This window comes from Uliginosibacterium paludis, assembly GCF_039631355.1.
Classification (GTDB): Bacteria; Pseudomonadota; Gammaproteobacteria; order Burkholderiales; family Rhodocyclaceae; genus Uliginosibacterium; species Uliginosibacterium paludis.
In genome coordinates this window covers 519,752-539,872 of the sequence record NZ_JBDIVF010000003.1, presented here as the reverse complement: position 1 = coordinate 539,872, position 20,121 = coordinate 519,752, and the positions used below count along the sequence as shown (strand labels likewise).

At 62.1% G+C, this 20,121-nt stretch carries 16 protein-coding genes; 4 read left to right on the top strand and 12 right to left on the bottom strand.

Features of this window, described 5'->3' with window-relative positions; genetic code table 11:
• Window positions 1-112: 112 nt before the first annotated feature.
• Window positions 113-1,381, bottom strand: coding sequence for an Nramp family divalent metal transporter (locus tag ABDB87_RS11250; RefSeq protein ID WP_345926987.1), 1,269 nt, complete (start codon window positions 1,379-1,381; stop codon window positions 113-115).
• 329 nt (window positions 1,382-1,710) lie between these two features.
• Here ABDB87_RS11250 and ABDB87_RS11245 point away from each other — a divergent pair, with 329 nt between their 5' ends.
• Window positions 1,711-2,346: an NADPH-dependent F420 reductase gene (locus ABDB87_RS11245; protein WP_345926985.1), complete on the top strand. Its 636-nt coding sequence runs from the start codon at window positions 1,711-1,713 to the stop codon at window positions 2,344-2,346.
• Between the two features lie 74 nt (window positions 2,347-2,420).
• On the opposite strand, the gene hrpA is transcribed toward ABDB87_RS11245, so the two are convergent.
• The 4 genes from hrpA to ABDB87_RS11225 all read right to left on the bottom strand — a co-directional run bounded on the left by hrpA (window position 2,421) and on the right by ABDB87_RS11225 (window position 8,542).
• Window positions 2,421-6,707, bottom strand: coding sequence for an ATP-dependent RNA helicase HrpA (gene hrpA / locus ABDB87_RS11240; RefSeq protein ID WP_345926982.1), 4,287 nt, complete (start codon window positions 6,705-6,707; stop codon window positions 2,421-2,423).
• Between the two features lie 80 nt (window positions 6,708-6,787).
• On the bottom strand, window positions 6,788-7,057 hold the full coding sequence (gene infA, locus ABDB87_RS11235; RefSeq protein ID WP_345926980.1) for a translation initiation factor IF-1: 270 nt from the start codon (window positions 7,055-7,057) through the stop codon (window positions 6,788-6,790).
• A gap of 102 nt (window positions 7,058-7,159) precedes the next feature.
• Entirely contained in the window at window positions 7,160-7,363 is a 204-nt protein-coding gene (locus tag ABDB87_RS11230) for a cold-shock protein (RefSeq protein WP_345926978.1), read from the bottom strand.
• A gap of 303 nt (window positions 7,364-7,666) precedes the next feature.
• A complete protein-coding gene (locus ABDB87_RS11225; protein ID WP_345926976.1) occupies window positions 7,667-8,542 on the bottom strand; it encodes a LysR family transcriptional regulator ArgP in 876 nt (291 codons plus the stop codon).
• A gap of 124 nt (window positions 8,543-8,666) precedes the next feature.
• Here ABDB87_RS11225 and ABDB87_RS11220 point away from each other — a divergent pair, with 124 nt between their 5' ends.
• Both ABDB87_RS11220 and ABDB87_RS11215 read left to right on the top strand, forming a co-directional pair.
• Entirely contained in the window at window positions 8,667-9,266 is a 600-nt protein-coding gene (locus ABDB87_RS11220) for a LysE/ArgO family amino acid transporter (protein WP_345926974.1), read from the top strand.
• Window positions 9,267-9,352: 86 nt separating this feature from the next.
• The gene (locus ABDB87_RS11215) at window positions 9,353-10,204 is read left to right on the top strand and encodes a class I SAM-dependent methyltransferase (protein ID WP_345926971.1); all 852 of its coding nucleotides are present in this window, start codon (window positions 9,353-9,355) and stop codon (window positions 10,202-10,204) included.
• A 3-nt stretch (window positions 10,205-10,207) separates the two neighbouring features.
• Here ABDB87_RS11215 and cysE read toward each other — a convergent pair whose 3' ends face one another.
• Together cysE and ABDB87_RS11205 are read right to left on the bottom strand one after the other, a co-directional pair.
• The gene (gene cysE / locus ABDB87_RS11210) at window positions 10,208-10,948 is read right to left on the bottom strand and encodes a serine O-acetyltransferase (RefSeq protein WP_345926969.1); all 741 of its coding nucleotides are present in this window, start codon (window positions 10,946-10,948) and stop codon (window positions 10,208-10,210) included.
• Between the two features lie 78 nt (window positions 10,949-11,026).
• Window positions 11,027-11,776, bottom strand: a complete 750-nt coding sequence (locus ABDB87_RS11205; RefSeq protein WP_345927309.1) for an RNA methyltransferase — start codon at window positions 11,774-11,776, stop codon at window positions 11,027-11,029.
• A gap of 67 nt (window positions 11,777-11,843) precedes the next feature.
• On the opposite strand from ABDB87_RS11205, the gene ABDB87_RS11200 reads away from it, so the two are divergent.
• Complete coding sequence (locus ABDB87_RS11200; RefSeq protein WP_345926967.1) at window positions 11,844-12,644, top strand: inositol monophosphatase family protein; 801 nt, start codon at window positions 11,844-11,846, stop codon at window positions 12,642-12,644.
• Window positions 12,645-12,707: 63 nt separating this feature from the next.
• On the opposite strand, the gene ilvN is transcribed toward ABDB87_RS11200, so the two are convergent.
• The 5 genes from ilvN to ABDB87_RS11175 all read right to left on the bottom strand — a co-directional run bounded on the left by ilvN (window position 12,708) and on the right by ABDB87_RS11175 (window position 20,086).
• The gene (gene ilvN / locus ABDB87_RS11195) at window positions 12,708-13,022 is read right to left on the bottom strand and encodes an acetolactate synthase small subunit (RefSeq protein ID WP_345926965.1); all 315 of its coding nucleotides are present in this window, start codon (window positions 13,020-13,022) and stop codon (window positions 12,708-12,710) included.
• A gap of 1 nt (window position 13,023) precedes the next feature.
• Window positions 13,024-14,688, bottom strand: coding sequence for an acetolactate synthase large subunit (ilvB, locus tag ABDB87_RS11190; protein ID WP_345926963.1), 1,665 nt, complete (start codon window positions 14,686-14,688; stop codon window positions 13,024-13,026).
• 332 nt (window positions 14,689-15,020) lie between these two features.
• Entirely contained in the window at window positions 15,021-16,721 is a 1,701-nt protein-coding gene (locus ABDB87_RS11185; RefSeq protein ID WP_345926962.1) for an AMP-binding protein, read from the bottom strand.
• A gap of 194 nt (window positions 16,722-16,915) precedes the next feature.
• Window positions 16,916-18,958 carry an NAD-dependent DNA ligase LigA gene (gene ligA, locus ABDB87_RS11180; protein ID WP_345926960.1) on the bottom strand — a complete coding sequence of 681 codons (2,043 nt, stop codon included), beginning with the start codon at window positions 18,956-18,958 and terminating at the stop codon, window positions 16,916-16,918.
• A 15-nt stretch (window positions 18,959-18,973) separates the two neighbouring features.
• On the bottom strand, window positions 18,974-20,086 hold the full coding sequence (locus ABDB87_RS11175) for a cell division protein ZipA (RefSeq protein WP_345926958.1): 1,113 nt from the start codon (window positions 20,084-20,086) through the stop codon (window positions 18,974-18,976).
• Between the last annotated feature and the right edge of the window lie 35 nt (window positions 20,087-20,121).

Below are 20,121 nucleotides of genomic sequence, written 5' to 3'. Positions count from 1 at the left end.
ATCCTTGAATACCAATGACATGATGCGGCGCATCGATGGCCGCCGACAAGGCCTTCCGGAGTGCGGCTCTCGCCGCAGGACTGATCGTTTTCCGCCCAGCGAGGACGCGGCCTCAGAGTATGAGCATCACCACCACGGCGACCGCCATCACGCCGGTTGCAAGCCAGCCGAGAAAGCGGTGACGGGCATGCAGGGTGTGCGCCCCGAGCAACGAGCGCTGCGAGCCCAGCCACATCATCGCCGCCATGATCGGCACCGCGATCACGCCGTTGGCTACGGCACTCCAGACCAGCGCCTTGATGGGGTCGAGCGGCGTGAAATCGATCAGCGTGCCCAGCAGCGTGGCGCCTGCGATCACCATGAAGAAACCGCGCGCTTCGGCGAAATCGTGATCCATGCCCGAGCGCCAGCCCAGCGTGTCGGCCACCGCATAGGCGGCTGATGCTGCCAGCACCGGTACGGCAAGCATCCCGGTGCCGATGATGCCAAGCGCGAAAAGCAGAAACGTGAATTCACCAGCCAGCGGGCGCAGTGCTTCGGCCGCCTGCCGCGTCGTCTGGATGTCGGTCACGCCGTGCTGATGCAGTGTGATCGTCGTCGCCAGGATCACGCAGAAGGCAATGAGGTTGGAAAACAGCATGCCGATGACCGTATCCAGCCGGATCCGGCGCAGATGCTTCCTGACCGAATGCTCGTTGCTCAGCGCCTGCAGCCCCTCCCCCGCGGCCTCGGCCCGCTGGCGCGATTCGGCTTCCTGTGCCGCCTGCCAGAAGAACAGGTAAGGGCTGATCGTGGTGCCGAGTACCGCGACCACCATGGTCCAGTAACCGTCTCCGGCCAGCAAGGGGGGCCTCACCGTTTCAAGCATGACCGCATGCCAGTCCACTTTCAGCATGAGCACGACCGCCACATAGGCCAGCAGGCTCAGGGTGAGCCACTTGAGAACACGCACCATGGCTTCGTAATCCAGCCAGAGCGGCAGCAGCGTGCACAAAAGGCCGAACAGCAGTGCATGACCGTGCTCCGGACCACCCACGATGAGCTGCAGGGCCTCGCCCATTGCGGCAACGTCTGCCGCGATGTTGAGAGTGTTTGCCAGCACCAGCAGCGTTACCAGCGCGATCGTGAGCCAGGTCGGCAAAATGCGCCGCATGTTCGCAGCAAGCCCCTGCCCGGTGAGCCAGCCGATCCGCGCACTGACCATCTGGATGGCGATCATCAGCGGAGTGGTCAGTGCCAGCGTCCAGAGCAGGCCGGCACCATACTGCGCTCCGGCCTGCGAGTAGGTCGCAAGGCCGCTGGGATCATCATCCGCAGCACCGGTGATGAGGCCGGGGCCGAGTTGACGCGCAAGATGGCGGGCGCGGTGAAGTGTTTTCATCCGGCGGGCTCCAGGCAGGGATTTTCGGGAAACACCGTGCAGAGCTGCGCGGTGAGCCCGATCATAGCCCGTTCCGGCAGGCCAGCGAGTCCTTGAAAGCTGGCCGTCAGCTTGAGGCCGGCGAGTCTCGTCCGGGCGAGCTCGGACAAGCACTTTCACGGTGCGCTGGCGTGCAAGCCAGCGAGACGTTTGCGCCGCGAGCCCATTGCCCAAAGTGCGGCATTCCACGCATCAAACGAGGGGGTGCAGTACGCTCGGAGACCTCAGCCCCGCTTTTCATGGACCAATAATCTACCCCTCGGATAATCGACAGAAAGGAGTGCGTTGTCATGAAGATTGCGTTTCTCGGCTATGGACAGGTCGGCGCGCCGCTCGCCGATCACCTGCAGCAGCTTGGGCATGAAGTGACGCTCGCAGCCAACGATCCGCAATCCGCGCGGGCCAGGCGCGCGCTTGAAAGAAACAGCCAGCTCAAGCTGGCTCCAGCGAAAGACGCGGTGCGCAACGCGGATGTCGTGTTTCTCGCCACGCCTTTCGAGGCCAACGAAGCAGCACTGGAAACCGTCGCCGAAGAAGTCCGGGGCAAGATTCTTGTTGACTGCACCAACCCGGTCGGGCCGAAGCTCAGTCATGGTTTGAACAGCCTCCAGTCAGGTCTGGAAAAGGTCCAGCAGATCGTGCCTGACACCCTGGTGGTGAAGGCCTTCACGATCTATGGATTCGAGAATTTCGAGAATTCAGCCTTCCCTGATTACAACGTGAAGCCGGTCATGATGTACTGCGGCGCCAACACACGTGCGAAGGAAACGGTTGCACAGCTGATCGCGCAGCTTGGCTGGGAGCCGCTGGACGTGGGAGGCGCGGAACAGGCACTGCACCTGGAGCACATGACGCTGCTGTGGGTGCGTATGGTGCGCGTCAACGGCCAGTCGCCACACAGGGTGTGGGCCACACTGACGCGCTGACCTGCCCCGCCGGAACAGCCCGGCAACAAGCGCTGGCGTCTGGAGCAGCTAAAGCACACGCTAAGCTCGGCCGCTTAGCGTGGGCGTGATTCCCAGATCTTCTGCAGGCGCTTCACACTCACCGGCATCGGCGTCTTCAACTCCTGCGCGTAGAGGCCCACGCGCAGCTCTTCGAGCAGCCAGCGGAATTCTTCCAGCTGCGGATCGGTCACGCCAGCCTTGAGCTTGGCCAAGTGCTCACGCTCCCACGGGCCGGCCAACGACTTCCACTCCGCCATCAACTGCGCATCGCGCGCCGGGTTGTTGCGCATCTTCTCGATGCGCACATCGATGGCCTTCAAGTAACGCGGGAAGAGCGAGAGCTTCTCGAAGGGATAGGCGACGAGGAAGTTCTTGGGCAGCAACTTGCCGACCTGGCCCTGAACATCCGCAAGCAGCTCCGGGAAATTCTTCAGGTTGGCAAAACGCTTCTGCAGCGAGGCATGTTCTGCCAACAGCGTCTGCACCAAGCGCATCAGCTCCTGCGCGATCAGGCTCACGCGGGTCTTGGCTTCGAGCACGCGCTGGTTGAAGTCGGTCGGATTCACCGGCAACGGCTCCATCAGGCAGCAGCGCACGAGCGTCGCCTCGATGAGCTGGGCCTTGAGCTCGGGCTCGGTGCCGAAGGGCATGAACTGCAGCGAGAGCGGGCGCAAGCCCGGCAGGCGCTCCACCGCCTTGACCTGATCCTTGAGGTTCAGCGCAAACAAGCGCACCAGGCCCTTGCGATGCACGCGCGCGGCTTCCTCTTCGGTATCGAAGGGACGCAGACTGACCGAATCGCCATCGTCATGCAGCGCGGGGAAGCCGATCAGGTTGCGGTTAACGATCTTCACTTCGAGCAGCTCGGGCAGCGGCCCAAAGCTCCAGCTCGTGATGCCGGAATACTGGGTGTGCAGGCCGTTTTCGTCGCGCATGTCGGCAGACGCAGCGCTGACGGCCTTCTCCGGGCCGCCTGCCTGCGCAGGCCCACTCGGTGCGACTCTCGACGCATCCTCGGTAGCAGGCTTGCCCTGCACATTCAGCGCCGCAAGCTGCGCCCCCATCGAGCCCTCGATCTGTGCGGCACGGAAGGCTGCGGCTGCGGTGTCCTTGAGCTTGAGGCGCAACTCGGCGAGATCACGGGATTGATCCAGCACACGGCCGTGCTGGTCGATCACACGGAAATTCATGAAGCAGTGCGGATTCAGGTTCTCGGCGCGGAAGCTGGCGAGATCGAGCTTGAGACTCACCCGCACCTCGACGAAGCGCTGCAGGGCGCGCGCCAGCGGCTCATCCGGTTTGAACTCGCCCGCTTCTACTGCTTCGAGGAAAGCGGCCGCACTCTCGCCGATCGGCTGCAGGCGATGGCGATGCTTCTGCGGCACGGTCTTGAGGAGTGCGATGACCTTCTCCTCCAGCATGCCCGGCACCAGCCATTCGCAGCGCGCAGCCGGAATCTGGTTGAGCATGGCCACCGGCACGGCGAGTGTCACGCCATCGTCATTGGCGCGCGGCTCGTGCACATAGCTGAGCTTCAACTTCTGCCCCATCACCTCGAAGCTCGCCGGGAACTTGTCGCTCGACACGCCGGCCGCCTCGTGGCGCATGAGCTGCTCGCGTTCGAGGAACAGGCACTTCGGATCCTTGCGCTCGGCCTGCTTGCGCCAGGCCTCGAAAGCACGCAGATCGGTGATCTCCGCCGGAATCTGCGCGTCATAGAACGCTTCGATCAGCGCTTCATCCACCAGCAGATCGGGCCGGCGCATCTTCTGCTCCAGGCGCTCGATCTCGGCCACCAGGCGGTGGTTGTGCTGGAAGAAAGGCATGTTGCGCGCGGCATTCTCGTCGATCTCGCCATTCACCAGACCATCGCGGATCAAGAGCTCGCGGCACAGCGCCGGATCTTCCTTGTCATAGCCGCAGGGGCGACGCGGATAGAGCGTGATGCCGTGCAGCACGCCGCGTTCCCAGGCGCGCACCGCGCCCTTGGCTTTCTCCCAATGCGGCTCATACACGCTCTTGCGAACGAGGTGCGCGCCGACCTCTTCCAGCCATTCCGGCTCGATCTTCGCGATGCAGCGCGCGAAGAGCTTGGAGGTGTCGATCAGCTCTGCCGCCATCAGCCACTTGCCGACGCGCTTGGCCATGAAGGAGCCCGGATGTGGCCAGAACTTGATGCTGCGCGCGCCATTGAAGGCACCGACCCAGGGACCGCTCGCGTCCTCGATTTTCACGCCCACATGGCCGAGAAGCCCGGCCAGCAAGGCTTTGTGGATCGCCTCATAAGACGCGCCCTGCCCGCCTGATTTCGCAGGCTTTTCATCAGCGGGTTCGGGAGCCAGGATCTGGCCTTTCAACTTGTCGAAGGATTTGCTGCGTACAGCCGGCTTCGCCTCGGGCTTGGCCTTGGCGGGCGCGGCCGCAGCGGCTTCACCCTTGGGCGTCTTGTGAATCCAGCCATGCTCCGCGCATAACTCGTGGAGTTGGGTGTGGATGTCGCGCCACTCGCGCATGCGCAGCCAGGAGAGGAAATGCGTCTTGCACCAGGCCTTCTGCTTGCTGGAGCCTTCGTGACGCCAGACCTCGTCGGCGGCCTGCCACAGATTCCAGTACCAGAGGAATTCGCTCTTCGGTTCGCCCTTGTCATCGGGTGCCACACGGAAGCGCGCATGCGCCTGATCGGCCGTGCCGGGTGATTCCTGCGGGCGCTCGCGCGGATCCTGCACGGAGAGCGCTGCGGCGATCACCAGCACTTCGCGCAGCGCGCCACGATCGCGCGCGGCGAGAATCATGCGGCCGATCTTCGGGTCCAGCGGCAGCTTGGCGAGCTCGCGGCCGATCGGCGTCAGCTCATTGTCATCATCGACCGCGCCCAGCTCGTTCAGGAGCTGGTAGCCATCGGCAATCATCTTCGGGCTGGGCGCGTCGATGAAGGGGAAGTCCTCCACCGCGCCCAGACGCAGCGACTTCATGCGCAGGATCACGCCGGCCAGCGAGCATCTCAGTACTTCCGGCTCGGTGTGGGACAAGCGCTTGTTGAAGTCGTCTTCATCGTAAAGGCGGATGCACACGCCGTCCTGCACCCGGCCGCAGCGGCCGGCGCGCTGCTTGGCCGCACTCTGCGCGATCTTCTCGATCTGCAGCAGCTCGACCTTGTTGCGGTGCGAATAGCGGTTGATCCGCGCGAGGCCTGCATCCACCACATAGCGGATGCCCGGCACGGTCAGCGAGGTCTCGGCGACATTGGTGGAAAGCACCACGCGGCGTCCGTTGGAGCGAGAAAAAACCCGCGCCTGCTCGCCGGCGGACTGGCGCGCGAACAGCGGCAGGATTTCGGTGCCCGGCAGATGGTTCTTGCGGAGCGCTTCAGCGGCCTCGCGGATCTCGCGCTCGCCGGGCAGGAAGACCAGCACATCGCCCGGCCCTTCGCGCTGCAGCTCGCCCACCGCATCGACAATCGCCTCGTAGAGATCCTTCTGCGGCTGATTGCTGCGGCGATCATCACGGCGCTGCAGGCGGCGGTCGGTGGCAGAGCGCTGCTGCACCTGTTCCTCTTCCTCGATCGGGCGGTAGCGCAGCTCGATCGGGTAGAGGCGGCCCGACACCTCGATCACCGGCGCGGGTTTGCCGTCGAAGCTGAAGTGCTTCGCAAAACGCTCGGCGTCCAGCGTCGCGGAGGTGACGATCACCTTCATATCCGGCCGGCGCGGCAGAAGCTGACGCAGGTAGCCGAGCAGGAAGTCGATGTTGAGGCTGCGCTCGTGCGCCTCGTCGATGATCAGGGTGTCGTAGGCGGAAAGCTGCGGGTCGCCCTGGGTTTCGGCAAGCAGGATGCCGTCCGTCATCAGCTTGATGTAGCTGTCGGCACTGGTGTGATCGGTGAAACGCACCTTGAAACCGACAGTGCTGCCCAGCTCGCTCTGCAGTTCTTCGGCAATGCGCGTGGCGGTGGCGCGCGCAGCCAGCCGCCGCGGCTGGGTGTGGCCAATCAGGCCGGCTTCGCCGCGCCCGAGTTCGAGGCAGATCTTGGGCAGCTGGGTGGTCTTGCCGGAGCCGGTTTCACCACAGACGATGACGACCTGATGCTCACGGATCGCCTTGGCAATCTCGTCGCGACGCTGATTGACCGGCAGTTCAGCCGGGAAAGTCGGCTTTGGCAGCTTCTCGCGGCGTTGCTGACGGAGGGCTAGCGACTTCTCGATCCGTTCCCGCAAACCGGCAGGCAGCTCCTGCAGGTTACTGGCAGGTGTTCGCAGTTCACGCAGCTGGCGCCTGATGGCAGGCCGGTCGCGGCTGAGAACGAGTTCGGAATAATCAACGAAAGACTGGGCTGCGGACATCAGTAGAAAGACAAAGCCGGGCAGAACGACGGGGCGTCATTCTACCGGGCCAGTCCGGCACATGCCGGTGGCCAGGCAAATCAGCGGCGACGTTGCGGAGCACCCGATGCTGCGGGGCCGGGACCGCGACCTTCGATGTGGCGGAAGGTGATGCGTCCCTTCGAGAGATCGTACGGGGACAGCTCGAGTGAAACCTTGTCGCCCGCCAGAATCCGGATGTGGTGCTTGCGCATCTTGCCGGACGTGTAGGCGACGAGTTGGTGACCGTTTTCCAGCGTCACGCGGTAACGGGAATCGGGCAGCACTTCATCGACCGAGCCATTCATTTCAATCAGTTCTTCTTTGGCCATTGAGGTCTCCTGTCAGATTAACGGAAACGAAAAAGCCCGGCGCTGGCCGGGCTCTTCCGGTCGGGAGGTGCGGCGACAGCTTGTACGCCGCAGCACTCCAACTTATTCAGGGCGAATGTTCGCTGCCTGATCGCCCTTCGGGCCGGTGACCACGTCAAAGGTCACGCGTTGGTTTTCTTGAAGCGACTTGAAGCCGTTGCCTTGAATGGCGGAAAAGTGGGCGAAGAGGTCCTTGCCACCACCATCGGGGGTGATGAAGCCGAAACCCTTGGAATCATTGAACCACTTGACGATACCGGTTGCCATGTCTTGATACTCCTGAAATAAAAATGAAAAACAGATGCCTCAGAACGGAAGAATGCCGTTCTGCGAGGATCAAGACAGCGGGTGATGAAGGGAGGAACTACCGGAAAACCGGGCATTACGCCGGACAACAACTGAACACTACTTGAAAATCGCCTTGGCATTGTGCCTTCACGCAAGGCGTTTGGCAAGCTGCCGCGTACAACTAGTTTTTTGGCACTCAATTCGCGACAGGTTTGACCTGCCATTCAGGCTCTACCCGCTCTTGAGAAAGTCTGCGTCGCATGCTGCAGTCGCTGCCGCGCCTCAGATCGGTTCGAGCACCGCCGCCGCTCCGGTCTCGAGCGCTTTGCCGATTCCTTCCATGAGCTCGGACTGCAACTGCCATGTGTGCCAATAGAGCGGAACCGTGACAGGAGCATGAGGCGTCACGTCAACCAGCCGCCCGTCCTTGAGGGCCGGCTCGCACTGCAACAGGGGCGACATGCCGTAGCCGTAGCCGAGAATAGCGGCATCAAGATAGGCCTCGTAGGCCGGAACAAAATGGTGCGGAAATCTCGGCTCGGGCCAGTCCAGACACCGCGAGAGGTGGTCTGCCTGCAGATCATCGCGCCGGTTGAACACCAGTGCAGGCGCCTTCAGCGCTGCCGGGATGCTCAATCCCTCCGGAAAATAGCGCCGCATGAAGTCCGGAGAGGCGACGCAGACGTAGCCCATCCGGCCGAGCGGCCGGACACTGAAGCCCTTTGCCGCGACCGGATCGGAGCTGATGGAACCGATGACTTCGCCGTTGCGCAGTCGCGCCTGGGTCTGAGTCTGGTCATCCACCACAAACTCCAGCATCACATCAGGGTACTGGCGCATCCAGGGCTGAAGCGCAGGGAGCACCCAACTGCCCAGACTGTCCGCGTTAACCGCCAGGCGCAACTGCCCGCGCTTGAGGCTCTCCCTCACCTCCGGCCAGACCTCCATCGCCAGCAATCGGGTTTGTCGCGCAAACCTCAGCAGAGGCTGTGCGGCGGGCGTCGGTTTGACCGGACGTGTCCGGAACAGCAAGGGCTGACCAATTTGGGATTCCAGCGCCCGGATGCGCTGTGACACGGCGGACTGGGTAATCGAAAGCGCTGCCGCAGCCTTGTCGAAGCTGCCCTCCGTCACGACAGCCTCGAGGCATTCCAGCAAGGAGAAGTCTGGATTCATTAGAAAACCTGATCAAACATGAAATCTATGCATGATGCTAATCCACAATGATCCGCAGCGCGAGAATCCTGCCGAAGATCAATCCCCGGATTCACGGAAACGCATCATGAACAGCTTTGTACAAGGATTCACAGTCTGCGGCGGTCTCATTCTTGCCATAGGCGCCCAGAACGCGCACGTCCTCAGAATGGGGCTTTCACGGCAACACGTCCTTCCGACCGTGCTCATCTGCGCGCTTTCGGACGCGCTGCTCATCGGGCTCGGCATCGCCGGCATGGGCGCCCTGCTCGACCGCTGGCCTGAAGCAGTCCGCCTCGCAACCTGGGCGGGAGCGGCCTTCCTGTTCTGGTACGCCATCAATTCGCTGCGCTCAGCACTGGCGCCGCGCAGCATGGAAGTCGGCCTCAATGAACAGGCAATCAGCCTCCGGCGAGCGGTATGGCTCGTTCTCGCCTTTACCTATCTCAATCCGCATGCCTACCTCGATACCGTCGTCCTCATCGGCTCGATCGGTGCGCACCTTGCCAGCGACCAGCGCTGGATCTTCTGGGGCGGCTGCATCAGCGCATCCGTGCTCTGGTTCAGTGCGTTGGGCTTCGGTGCGAGTCGCCTGACCCCGTTTTTCTCGCGTCCCTCGTCGTGGCGCGTACTGGACGGACTGATCGGCATCGGCATGGGTTCCCTCGCTTTCAACCTGATCCGCTGAGCTCGCGCTTCACCGCAGGATCATGCAAGGCTGACGGACGGCGCGCGGCGTGCCAGAATCGCGCCCTTGCCGCCGAGGGACCCGCCATGAACTCCAAGACTTACGACATCCAGCCAGGCCAGTCCGTCGAGCTGCTGAAGGAACTCCACATCCTCACGCGTGACGGCAAGATGAACCAGGACAGCCGTCGCAAGCTCAAGCAGGTCTATCACCTCTTCCAGTTCATTGAACCCCTGTTGCGGGACGTCATGAGCGATCACGCGGATATCACGCTGGTGGATCATGGCGCAGGCAAGTCCTATCTCGGCTTCATCCTCTTCGACCTGTTCTTCCGCGAACATGCAGCCCATGGACGCATCTGGGGCATCGAGACGCGTGACGAACTGGTCGTCCGCTCGCGGGAGCTGGCGCAGCGACTGGGGTTTGCCGGCATGGAGTTTCTCAACCTGTCGGTCGCGGAATCGATTGAGTCAACGCAACTGCCCGAGCGGATCGATGTCGTGACCGCACTGCATGCCTGCAACACCGCCACGGATGACGCCATCCGCTTCGCACTCGCCCGTCAGGCCAGGCATATCGTGCTGGTTCCCTGCTGCCAGGCGGAAGTCGCGGCAACCCTGCGCAAGAACAAGGCCAGCATGCTATCGCGATCCTCGATGACCGAGCTCTGGCGCCATCCGATCCACACGCGGGAATTCGGCAGTCAGCTGACCAATGTGCTGCGTTGCCTGCAGCTTGAAGCCCACGGTTACCAGCTCAATGTCACCGAGCTCGTCGGCTGGGAGCATTCGATGAAGAACGAACTCATCATCGCGCGTCACACCGGACAGAAGAAGCGCGCCGCAGCCCTGAGGCTTCAGGATCTGCTTGAAACAACCGGGCTCAATGAACTCGCCGAGCGCTTTGCCGTGCCGGAAAGCTTCAGGCCCCTCGCCTGAGCTTCAGTCGACGATCCGGTTCAGAAACTCTACATCCAGCGGCTTGGTGCAGTCGCCTTCGCCCTCACCGCAAAGCCCCGCACTCCGGAGGCGCTCGGTCAGCAGGCTGATCCGGCGATCCTGCTCATGTGCATGGTCCAGCAAGGAGTGCAGTGCCTTGCTGATCGGGTCGTCCATGTTGCGCGTCACACCATAGGCCGAGAAGTCCGGCTTGTCGTCACGCGCATCTTTCGGTTGCAGCACATGCGCCGGGTTTCCGACCGCAGTGGCACCGGCGGGCACGGGCTTCACCACCACCGCGTTGGAACCGATCTTGGCGCCAGCACCGACGGTAAAACCACCCAGCACCTTGGCCCCGGCCCCGACCACCACCCCCGCTTCAAGCGTGGGATGGCGCTTTACGCCCCGGTAAAGAGAGGTCCCTCCCAAAGTGACGCCCTGATAGATCGTGCAGTCATCCCCGACCTCCGCCGTCTCACCGATCACCACGCCAAAACCGTGATCGATGAACACCCGGCGACCAATCGTTGCCCCCGGATGGATTTCGATGCCCGTCAGCACGCGTGCAACGTGCGAAATGAACCTCGCCACAAGGAAAAACTGGCCGCGCCACAACTTGTTGGCCAGCCGGTAGAGAATCAGCGCATGAACGCCCGGATAACACAGGAGCACCTCCAGCCTGCTTCTGGCTGCGGGGTCACGTTCTAGAACGCTGGCAATGTCTTCGCGAAGATGGGCAAACATGTGTGATGACAACTCTGGTGCTGGATACCGCTGTACTCAACGGATATGGAAGAAACGATCGCGGCGGGGTGCCCTGGCTCAGGACTTGCCTTTTTTGCCAAACCGCTCCGGAAACTGGAAGCTGTTGAGCATGCCGCGAAGGATGTTCACCTCGTCCTTTTCAAGCCTGATCCGTCCGAACATCCTGCGCAGGCGGCGCATGAGGCGCTTGGGATTATCTGGATTGTAAAAGCCGCTTTCAGTCGTGGCCTGCTCGATGTGCGTCATGAGTTGCTCAACCTCGTCAACCGTGGCGAGCGCCCCTTCTCCCGAAGGTGCCTCCCCCGGTGTCAGCAGGGCCATCCGCAGCTCGTAACACATCACCTGAACCGCAGCCCCGAGATTGAGCGAGCTGTAATCAGGATTGGCCGGGATCATCACGGGCAGGTGGCACAAGGCGAGCTCTTCGTTCGACAAACCGTAGGTCTCATTGCCGAACACCAGGGCAACTTCCCCCTGCATCGCGGACGCCGCCAGCGTTCCGGCAGCCTCGCGCGACCATTGCATCGGCAGGGCGAGCTCGCGGCGCCGGGCGGTAAAGGCGGCCGCCAGACTCACGCCAGCCAAGGCCTCCTCGAGCGTTTCACAGACAACGGCGGAAGCCAGCACATCCGTAGCACCCGAGGCGCGGGATTCGGCTTCCGGATGCGGATAGTGCTTGGGATTGACCAGATACAGCCGCGAAAACCCCATGGTTTTCAAGGCTCGCGCCGCCGCCCCGATATTGCCCGGAATGCCGGGTCTGGACAAAACCACACGAAAACGATTCAAAGACAGTACTTCGGGCATATATAATGTGCGGTTTCCTGTTGCGCCTGCAGTCACTTACCAGCGCCAGTCTCGAGATCCTAGGCTCATGCATCCATTCCTGAATACCGCCGTCAAGGCCGCCCGCCGTGCCGGCTCCCTCATCAACCGTGCTTCGCTGGATCTCGACAAGCTCGAAATCAGCTCCAAACAGCCGAATGACTTCGTCACCGAAGTGGATCGAGCAGCCGAAGCGGCCATCATCGATGTCATTCGCGAGGCGTATCCGGAGCACGCGATTCTAGCAGAGGAGTCCGGCGACTCCGGCGCAGAGAGCGAATTCCAATGGATCATCGATCCGCTCGATGGCACAACCAACTTCATCCACGGTTTTCCGCAATATTCGATTTCGATCGCACTGGCCGAGCGCGGTGTTATCCAGCACGCGGTGATCTACGATCCGAACCGCAACGACCTGTTTACAGCCTCAAAAGGGCGCGGCGCTTTCCTGAATGATCGACGGATCCGCGTCGGCAAGCGCGCAAAGCTGTTCGATGCCCTCATCGGCACCGGCTTCCCCTTCAAGGAAATGGCGCATGTGGATGCCTATCTCGGCATGTTCAAGGAGCTCGCCGGCAAGACCGCCGGACTGCGCCGCCCCGGCTCCGCAGCGCTTGATCTCGCCTGGCTGGCCTGCGGCCGCACCGACGGTTTCTTCGAAATCGGCCTGAAACCCTGGGATATGGCCGCTGGCGTGCTGCTGGTGACGGAAGCCGGTGGTCTGGCCAGCGACTTTGCTGGAGAAGGTGACTACCTTGGCACCGGCAATCTGGTTGCAGGCTCCCCGAAGATCTTTGCCCAACTGCTTCAGATCGTGCGCGCGCACTGCACCGACGAACTGCAGGCCTGATACCGGCCAGCGGAACGAAAAAAGCCGACCCTGGGGTCGGCTTTTTCGCTTCATGACGCCTGATTACACGAAGAACTCTTCCAGGCGCTCGAACACGCGATGATCCGCGCCGTGACGATCCACGCGGATGACATCTTCGAGCTTCTCCACCTGCGCAATCATCTGCGCAAGACGTGCATCATCGAAGACCAGCAGCCAGATCCGGCTCTCGCGGGCATCTCCGACCGGCATGCAGAGAATGCCTTCCACGTTGAAGGCGCGCCGGGCAAAAAGCCCGCAGACGTGCGACATCACGCCCGGGTGGTTATGCACCGACAACTCCAGCACCACCTTCTGCACCGATTTCATGACGGGAATATCCTGAACCTCGTGTTCCATCTCAGCCTCCAATCATTTCGGTGTTGGCGGCACCCGGGGGCACCATCGGATAAACCTTCTGATTCACATCGATGGAACAGTGAATCAGGCAAGGGCCTCGAACACTCAGAGCCTCGGACAGCATGTTTCGCGGATCGTCGGTCTGATCGAGATCAAACACCCGCATGCCGAAGCCGGCCGCAATCATCTGGAAGTTGGTGTGCCTCCGGTAATCCGAGGCGTAGATCCGCTGCCCGTAGAACATGTCCTGCTGCTGATGCACAAGCCCCAGCGACTGGTTGTTCATCAGCACGACCTTGATGTTGACGCCCTCTTCGACGGCGGTATCCATTTCCTGGATGTTCATCTTGAGACTGCCGTCGCCTGAGAAGCACACCACGGTACGCTCCGGCTCCGCCAGTGCGGCGCCAATGGCTGCCGGCATGCCGAAACCCATCGTACCGAGACCACCCGAAGTCAGCCACTGACGCGGACGCCGGAACGGATAGGCCTGTGCCACCCACATCTGATGCTGGCCAACGTCCGTCGCAATGACCGCATCATCATCAAGCAGACCGGCTACCGCAAGGACGAGTCCGTAATGACTGCGAGGGTCCTCGGCATCCGGCAAGGCGAGCGGATGCGCAGCCTTGAGCGCATTGACACGATCGCGCCATGCCGTGCGCGGATTGGCACGGACGTGAGCGGAGAGACGTTCGAGCACCTTGCCCACATCGCCATGAATCGCCACGTCCGGACGCCGGATCTTGCCGTGCTCGGCAGGATCGATATCGATATGAATGATCGCCGCGTTCGGACAGAACTTTGCCGCATTACCGATGGCCCGGTCATCGAAGCGAGCCCCCATGACAATGAGCAGATCCGACTCCTCCAGCGCGTAGTTGGTGTAGCGCGCGCCATGCATGCCCAGCATGCCCAGCGAGAGGATGTGATCCACCGGCATCGCGCCCAGCCCCATCAGGGTCATGGTCGTCGGAAGACCGGCCGCCTCGGCAAACGCCACCGCAGCGGCACTCGCTCCGGATGCAATCACTCCGCCGCCCAGATAGAGCACCGGCGTCTTCGCCGCGTTGATCAACTCGGCCGCGCGCATCACCAGACCGGCATCAATCGCCGGCAAAGGCTCTGCAGCAGGCAGCGGCGGCAGGGCTTCGATCTCGATTTTCGCAGTCAGAACGTCTTTCGGAACATCAATCCAGACCGGCCCGGGCCGCCCTGACTCTGCAATGCGGAATGCTGAAGGAATGATTTCGAGCAGATCCTCGATATTCCGGACCAGCCAGTTGTGTTTCGTGATCGGAATGGAAATCCCGTAGGTATCCACTTCCTGAAAGGCGTCGGTGCCGATCATGCTGCGCGGCACCTGTGCCGTAATACAGACCAGCGGAATCGAGTCGAGCTTTGCATCCGCAATGGCGGTCACGAGGTTGGTGGCCCCCGGCCCGCTTGAAGCGAGACAGACAGCGGCACGACCGCTTACCCGCGCCATGCCCTGGGCAATGAAACCGGCCCCCTGCTCATGACGGGCGAGTACGTGGTGAATGATCGTGCTTTGCGACAAGGCATCGTAAAGCGGCAGTGCCGCACCGCCGGGAATGCCGGCAAGCTGTGTAATCCCCTGCTGCTCCAGCAGACGAACAATCAATTGAGCACCATTGAACTGCATCTTCAAACTCCCTGGTTCTGGTCATGCCAGCCTTGCCGTGGGGCATAAAAAAACCCCGCCCGGCTCGCGCCGGCGGGGTTGAATCTCTTGAGTCTGACTCGTCCCCGTTACGGCGCGCTGCCGCCTACGCCTACTACACGTACGACTACTACCGCAGCCAGAACGGCGACGGAAACAGTACGGATAGCGTTGAAGCAGGCAGAGGTCACGGAAAGGAAACCAGACAGAAGTGAGAAACGCGATTCCATTGAAGCACAGGCAGCGACTTCGCACAAGCGACCTGCAGGGAGGTAGTTTCCCCTACGAAGCCAATGGATACCTGATGCGAAGCTTCAAAGCGACCGGGCTGCAAGGGTTCGGAGCCGCAGGACCTCTTCATCGCGCAGCGCCCGGCGCATGATCTTTCCGACATTGGTCTTGGGCAATTCTTCGCGGAACTCGACCTGTCGTGGCACCTTGTATGCAGTCAGGTAACGCTTGCAGAAGGCCATCAGATCCTTCTCTGTCAGCCCGGAATTTTTCCGCACGACAAAGAGCTTGACGGCCTCGCCCGTGGACTCGCAGGGCACGCCGATCGCGGCCACCTCAGCCACATCAGGATGTGCGGAGACAACGTCCTCGATTTCGTTGGGGTACACATTGAAGCCAGACACCAGAATGGTGTCTTTCTTGCGATCCACGATCCGCAGGAAACCGCGCTCATCCATGACGGCGACATCCCCCGTCCGGAGGAAGCCGTCGTCGGTCATGACTGCAGCCGTGTCTTCCGGCGCATTCCAGTAGCCCTTCATCATCTGCGGGCCACGCATGCACAGTTCGCCTGCCTGACCGATCCCGACTTCCTTGCCAGCTTCGTCGCGCAGGGAAACCTCGGTCGAAGGAACCGGCTGGCCGATCGAGCCGGTGTACTCGGCCTGATCAATCGGGTTGCAGCACACGCCCGGTGACGCTTCGGTCAGCCCGTAGGCTTCGATCAGGGCGCTTCCAGTGAGTTTTTTCCAGCGATCCGCCACAGAACGTTGCAGCGACATGCCCCCAGAGAGCGATAGCGTGACACGGGAGAAATCCAGCGCGCAGAACTTCGGCTGATTCATCAGAACGTTGTAGAGCGTATTGACGCCCGAAATGACCGTCCAGGGATAACGGGCCAACTCTTTTACGAAACCCTTCATGTCACGGGGATTCGTGATCAGCAGGTTTCTCGCGCCGATCATGAAGAAGACGAAGCAATTGATCGTCAGCGAAAAGATGTGGTAGAGCGGCAGGGCGGTCACGATGAACTCCCGGCCATGCTTGAGGCGTGCATCGATCCAGACGTGCGCCTGGAGCAGATTGGCCAGAATGTTGCCGTGACTCAGCATGGCACCCTTGGCTACACCGGTCGTGCCACCGGTGTATTGCAGGAAAGCAAGGTCGTCCCGGCTGATCTCGACCGGCTTCAGCTCATGCGCACTGCCCGCCTTCATCGCCGCAGTCAGCCGCTGAGCGCGAGGCATCGTCCAGCGCGGCACAAGCTTGCGAACGCGACGCACCACGAAGTCGATGAGCTTGCCCTTCAGAAGCCCCAGCATCTCGCCCATGCTGGTCACGATCACGTTCCGGACGGCGGTATTGGCCAGCACGCTCTGCAAGGTGTGCGCGAAGTTCTCCATCACCACGATGGTTTCGGCGCCCGAATCCTTCAACTGATGTTCAAGCTCGCGCGGCGTGTAGAGCGGATTGCAGTTGACGACGGTGTAGCCCCCCCGCAGGGCGCCAAACATGCAGACGGGATACTGCAGGATGTTGGGCATCATCAGCGCAACGCGGCTGCCCTTGGGCAGCTGCAGGACGTTCTGCAGATAGGACGCAAAACGTGCCGAGAGCGCGTCGATCTGGCGATAGCTGAGCTCGACACCCATGTTGATGTAAGCCGTTCTGTCGCCCCAGCGCTCCACGCCACGCGCAAAGAAATCCGCAAGTGACGCGTATTCAGTGAGATCGATCTCTGCCGGCACACCTGCCGGGTAGGCCTTGAGCCAGACCTTTTCCATCCAGTAAATCCTTGATTATCTTGGCATGCAAGCGCACTCGACATGCCTTCGGGGTCGCAAGAATACCCTAGACCGCGACCGGCTTCCGCCGGTTCCTGACAAAGCGGATTCATTCCCTGCAGGAATGTGGTGTCAAAGTGTCAATAAGGGCAGGTCGATGAGGCGTCGTCAGACCCATGCTGACAAAAGCCGTGTCAGAGGGTGCCCAGCAGCTTTCGCAATGCCGCCTCATCCAGCACGGCAACGCCCAGTTGCTCGGCCTTGGCAAGCTTGGAACCGGCCTCCGCCCCGGCCACGACGTAATCCGTCTTGCGCGAGACCGAACCACTGACCTTGCCGCCATGCTGTTCGATCAGCGCAGTCGCCTGTTCCCGACTCATCGAGGGCAAGGTCCCGGTCAGCACCAGCGTCTTGCCGGCCAGTACGCCCTCTGCCCTGCCCGCAGGCTCCTGCTCGGGCCACTGCACGCCTGCGTCGCGCAGCCGGGCAATGACCTCACGGTTGTGTGGCTCCGCCAGGAAGCCCGCAATGCTGGCCGCCACGATCGGCCCCACATCTGGCACCTCCAGCAGATCTGATTCGGTGGCTGCCAGGAGACCGTCAAGCTTGCCGAAATGACGGGCCAGGTCCTTGGCAGTGGCTTCGCCCACGTTCCGGATCCCGAGCGCAAAGATGAAGCGCGCGAGCGTGGTGCTCCGGCTGCGATCAATCGCTTCGAGCAGGTTTCTGGCGGACTTCTCTGCCATCCGCTCCAGACCCGCCAGCGTCGGCAGCGTCAGGCCATAGAGGTCGGCCGGCGTGTGGACGAGCCCCCCATCGACCAGTTGCTCGACGATCTTGTCGCCCAGCCCTTCGATATCCATGGCTTTGCGTCCGGCGAAGTAGATCAGCGCCTGCTTCCGCTGGGCCGGGCAAAAAAGCCCGCCCGAGCAGCGAGCAACCGCCTCATCCTCGCCCTTCACGACATGAGAACCACAGACCGGACAGGTCAGCGGCATCGCAAACAGACGCTCGGCGCCCGTCCGGCGCTCGAGGACCGGCGCCACTACCTCGGGAATCACATCGCCAGCACGACGGACGATCACCGCATCACCGATCCGGAGATCCTTGCGACGCATCTCGTCTTCGTTGTGCAGGGTGGCATTGGTGACCGTCACGCCACCGACGAATACAGGCCGCAGGCGAGCCACCGGCGTAATGGCGCCGGTACGTCCGACCTGCACCTCGATCTCCAGCAGTTCGGTGATTTCTTCCTGTGCCGGATACTTGTGCGCGACCGCCCAGTTCGGCTCGCGGTTGCGGAAACCCAGTTCGCGCTGCAGCGCCAGACTGTTGACCTTGTAGACGATGCCGTCGATGTCGAAAGGCAGACTGTCCCGCAAGGCCGCCATCCTGGCGTGAAATTCGACCAGTCCCTCTGCGCCCTTGGCGACCGCCCGGTGCTCGCACACCGGCAAACCGAAAGCTGCCAGGGCTTCGACCATGGCGCTGTGCGTTTGCGGCTGCGCCGTCCATCCGCGTACTTCGCCCAGCCCGTAGGCAAAGAACGCCAGCGGCCGCTGCGCGGTCACCGCCGGGTCAAGCTGGCGAACCGCCCCCGCTGCGGTGTTGCGCGGATTGATGAAGGTTTTTTCGCCGCGTTCGCGCTGACGAGCATTGAGACGCTCAAAGTCGTCCCGGCGCATGTAGACCTCACCGCGAACTTCGAGCAGTTCCGGTACGTCCCCTTGAAGCCGCAAGGGGATGCGACCAATGGTGCGGATATTGTGCGTGACGTCCTCGCCAACCTCTCCGTCACCGCGCGTCGCGGCCTGCACGAGCACACCGGCTTCGTAGCGCAGATTGATGGCAAGCCCGTCAAATTTCAGCTCCGCCGCATACTCGACAAGCGGATCGCTTTCGCTCAGACCGAGTTTGCGGCGCACACGCGCATCGAAGGCTCGTGCGCCCTGCTCCGTCGTGTCGGTTTCGGTCTCGATGGACAGCATGGCCACCACATGCCGAACCTGTGCAAGCTCAGTCAGCGCACGCCCCCCGACACGTTGCGTCGGCGAATCCGCAGTGCGCAGATGGGGATTTTCAGCTTCCAGCGCCTGCAACTCGCGGAACAGGCGGTCGTACTCGGCATCTGGCACGAGTGGCGCATCCAGTACGTAGTACGCATGGGCGTAGCGATTGAGCGTATCGCGCAGCGTGCGCGCACGCGACTCGTCATCAGCCTTCGAAAACAGGTCCATCAGCGCTTCCGGAAATCAGGCGAACAGACGCTGGGCGATTTCGCTGCCAGCGGGAATGGATTGCCGCTCCATCCGGGCTTCGAACTGCCCGATCTGGTTACGGATCAGGGAGACCGAGCGATCCGACAGCGGCGCGCGATTGTCGTCGACGATCTGCCCGTCGAGACTCGCGGCAAGATGCCTTGCGAATTCGACCATGCGATCGAAGGCACCGGTCGGCGCGCTCACACGCGGCACATCAAGCACCAGTGAAAGGCCCATGGTGTGAAGATGGCGGATCTGTTCAGGCGTGAACAGCGCCGACTCCTGATTGGAGAGCACGAACATGCGCTGCCCGAACTCGTCAATCGCATGGAAGCAGCCATCCTTGCCCAGCGTGAGCCCGGCAGCTTCTGCGATGCTGCGCACGCGCATGCCGTCAAAAGCCTCGGCCGTCGCCAGCACGTTGATGGCGATCTGGATATCGACATCGGCGCAGAACTGATCCAGCTCCCGCGCACGGGCCAGGGTCTCGTTCTTTTCGGGCAGGCGCGGCACCGCCAGGAACTGATCACAGATGCGGCCAAGGCGATCATAGAAGCGGTCGACTTCGCGGTCGGAGATCGCACCACGGCGGTCTGCGAGCTGCAGCGTCACACAGGCCCGATTGATGCTGCCAGGCGTTCTGGCGTCAATCGGGAACCATTTGTTGTCCAGGTCTGCCCAGCCATACCAGGCGATATGGCGGGAATTTCCCGACAGCGCTTCAAGCTGCGTCGAGAACAGCGACGAGGCGGAAACGCCAGCCGGCGCCTCGATGGTGACGGCACAGTCAATCGCCTGCAGGTCACGTGGCAGCACCGGCTCCTGCTGGCGGACGTGCGTGCTTGCCGCGCGTGCGGCCACCGCGGCGGAGGACTCGATGGCCGGCTCCTCGCGCAGCCCGGGCTCCATGCGCCCGCCGGGCGCCGGGGGAATGACAGGTTCGGGTTCGCCGTCCAGCAATACGTCGTGGTGCGTGGACCGGAACGCGTGCTCGGCCGTCTTGCGCGCCTTGCGTTCCTGCCACAGGTTGTAGATCACCAGGCCTGCGATAGCGATTACGCCCAGGCCGATCAAGCCGTATTGAAGTTCGTTACCTGACATCATGTATTGGGTCGGATGGTTGGGCTTCCGCCGGGACC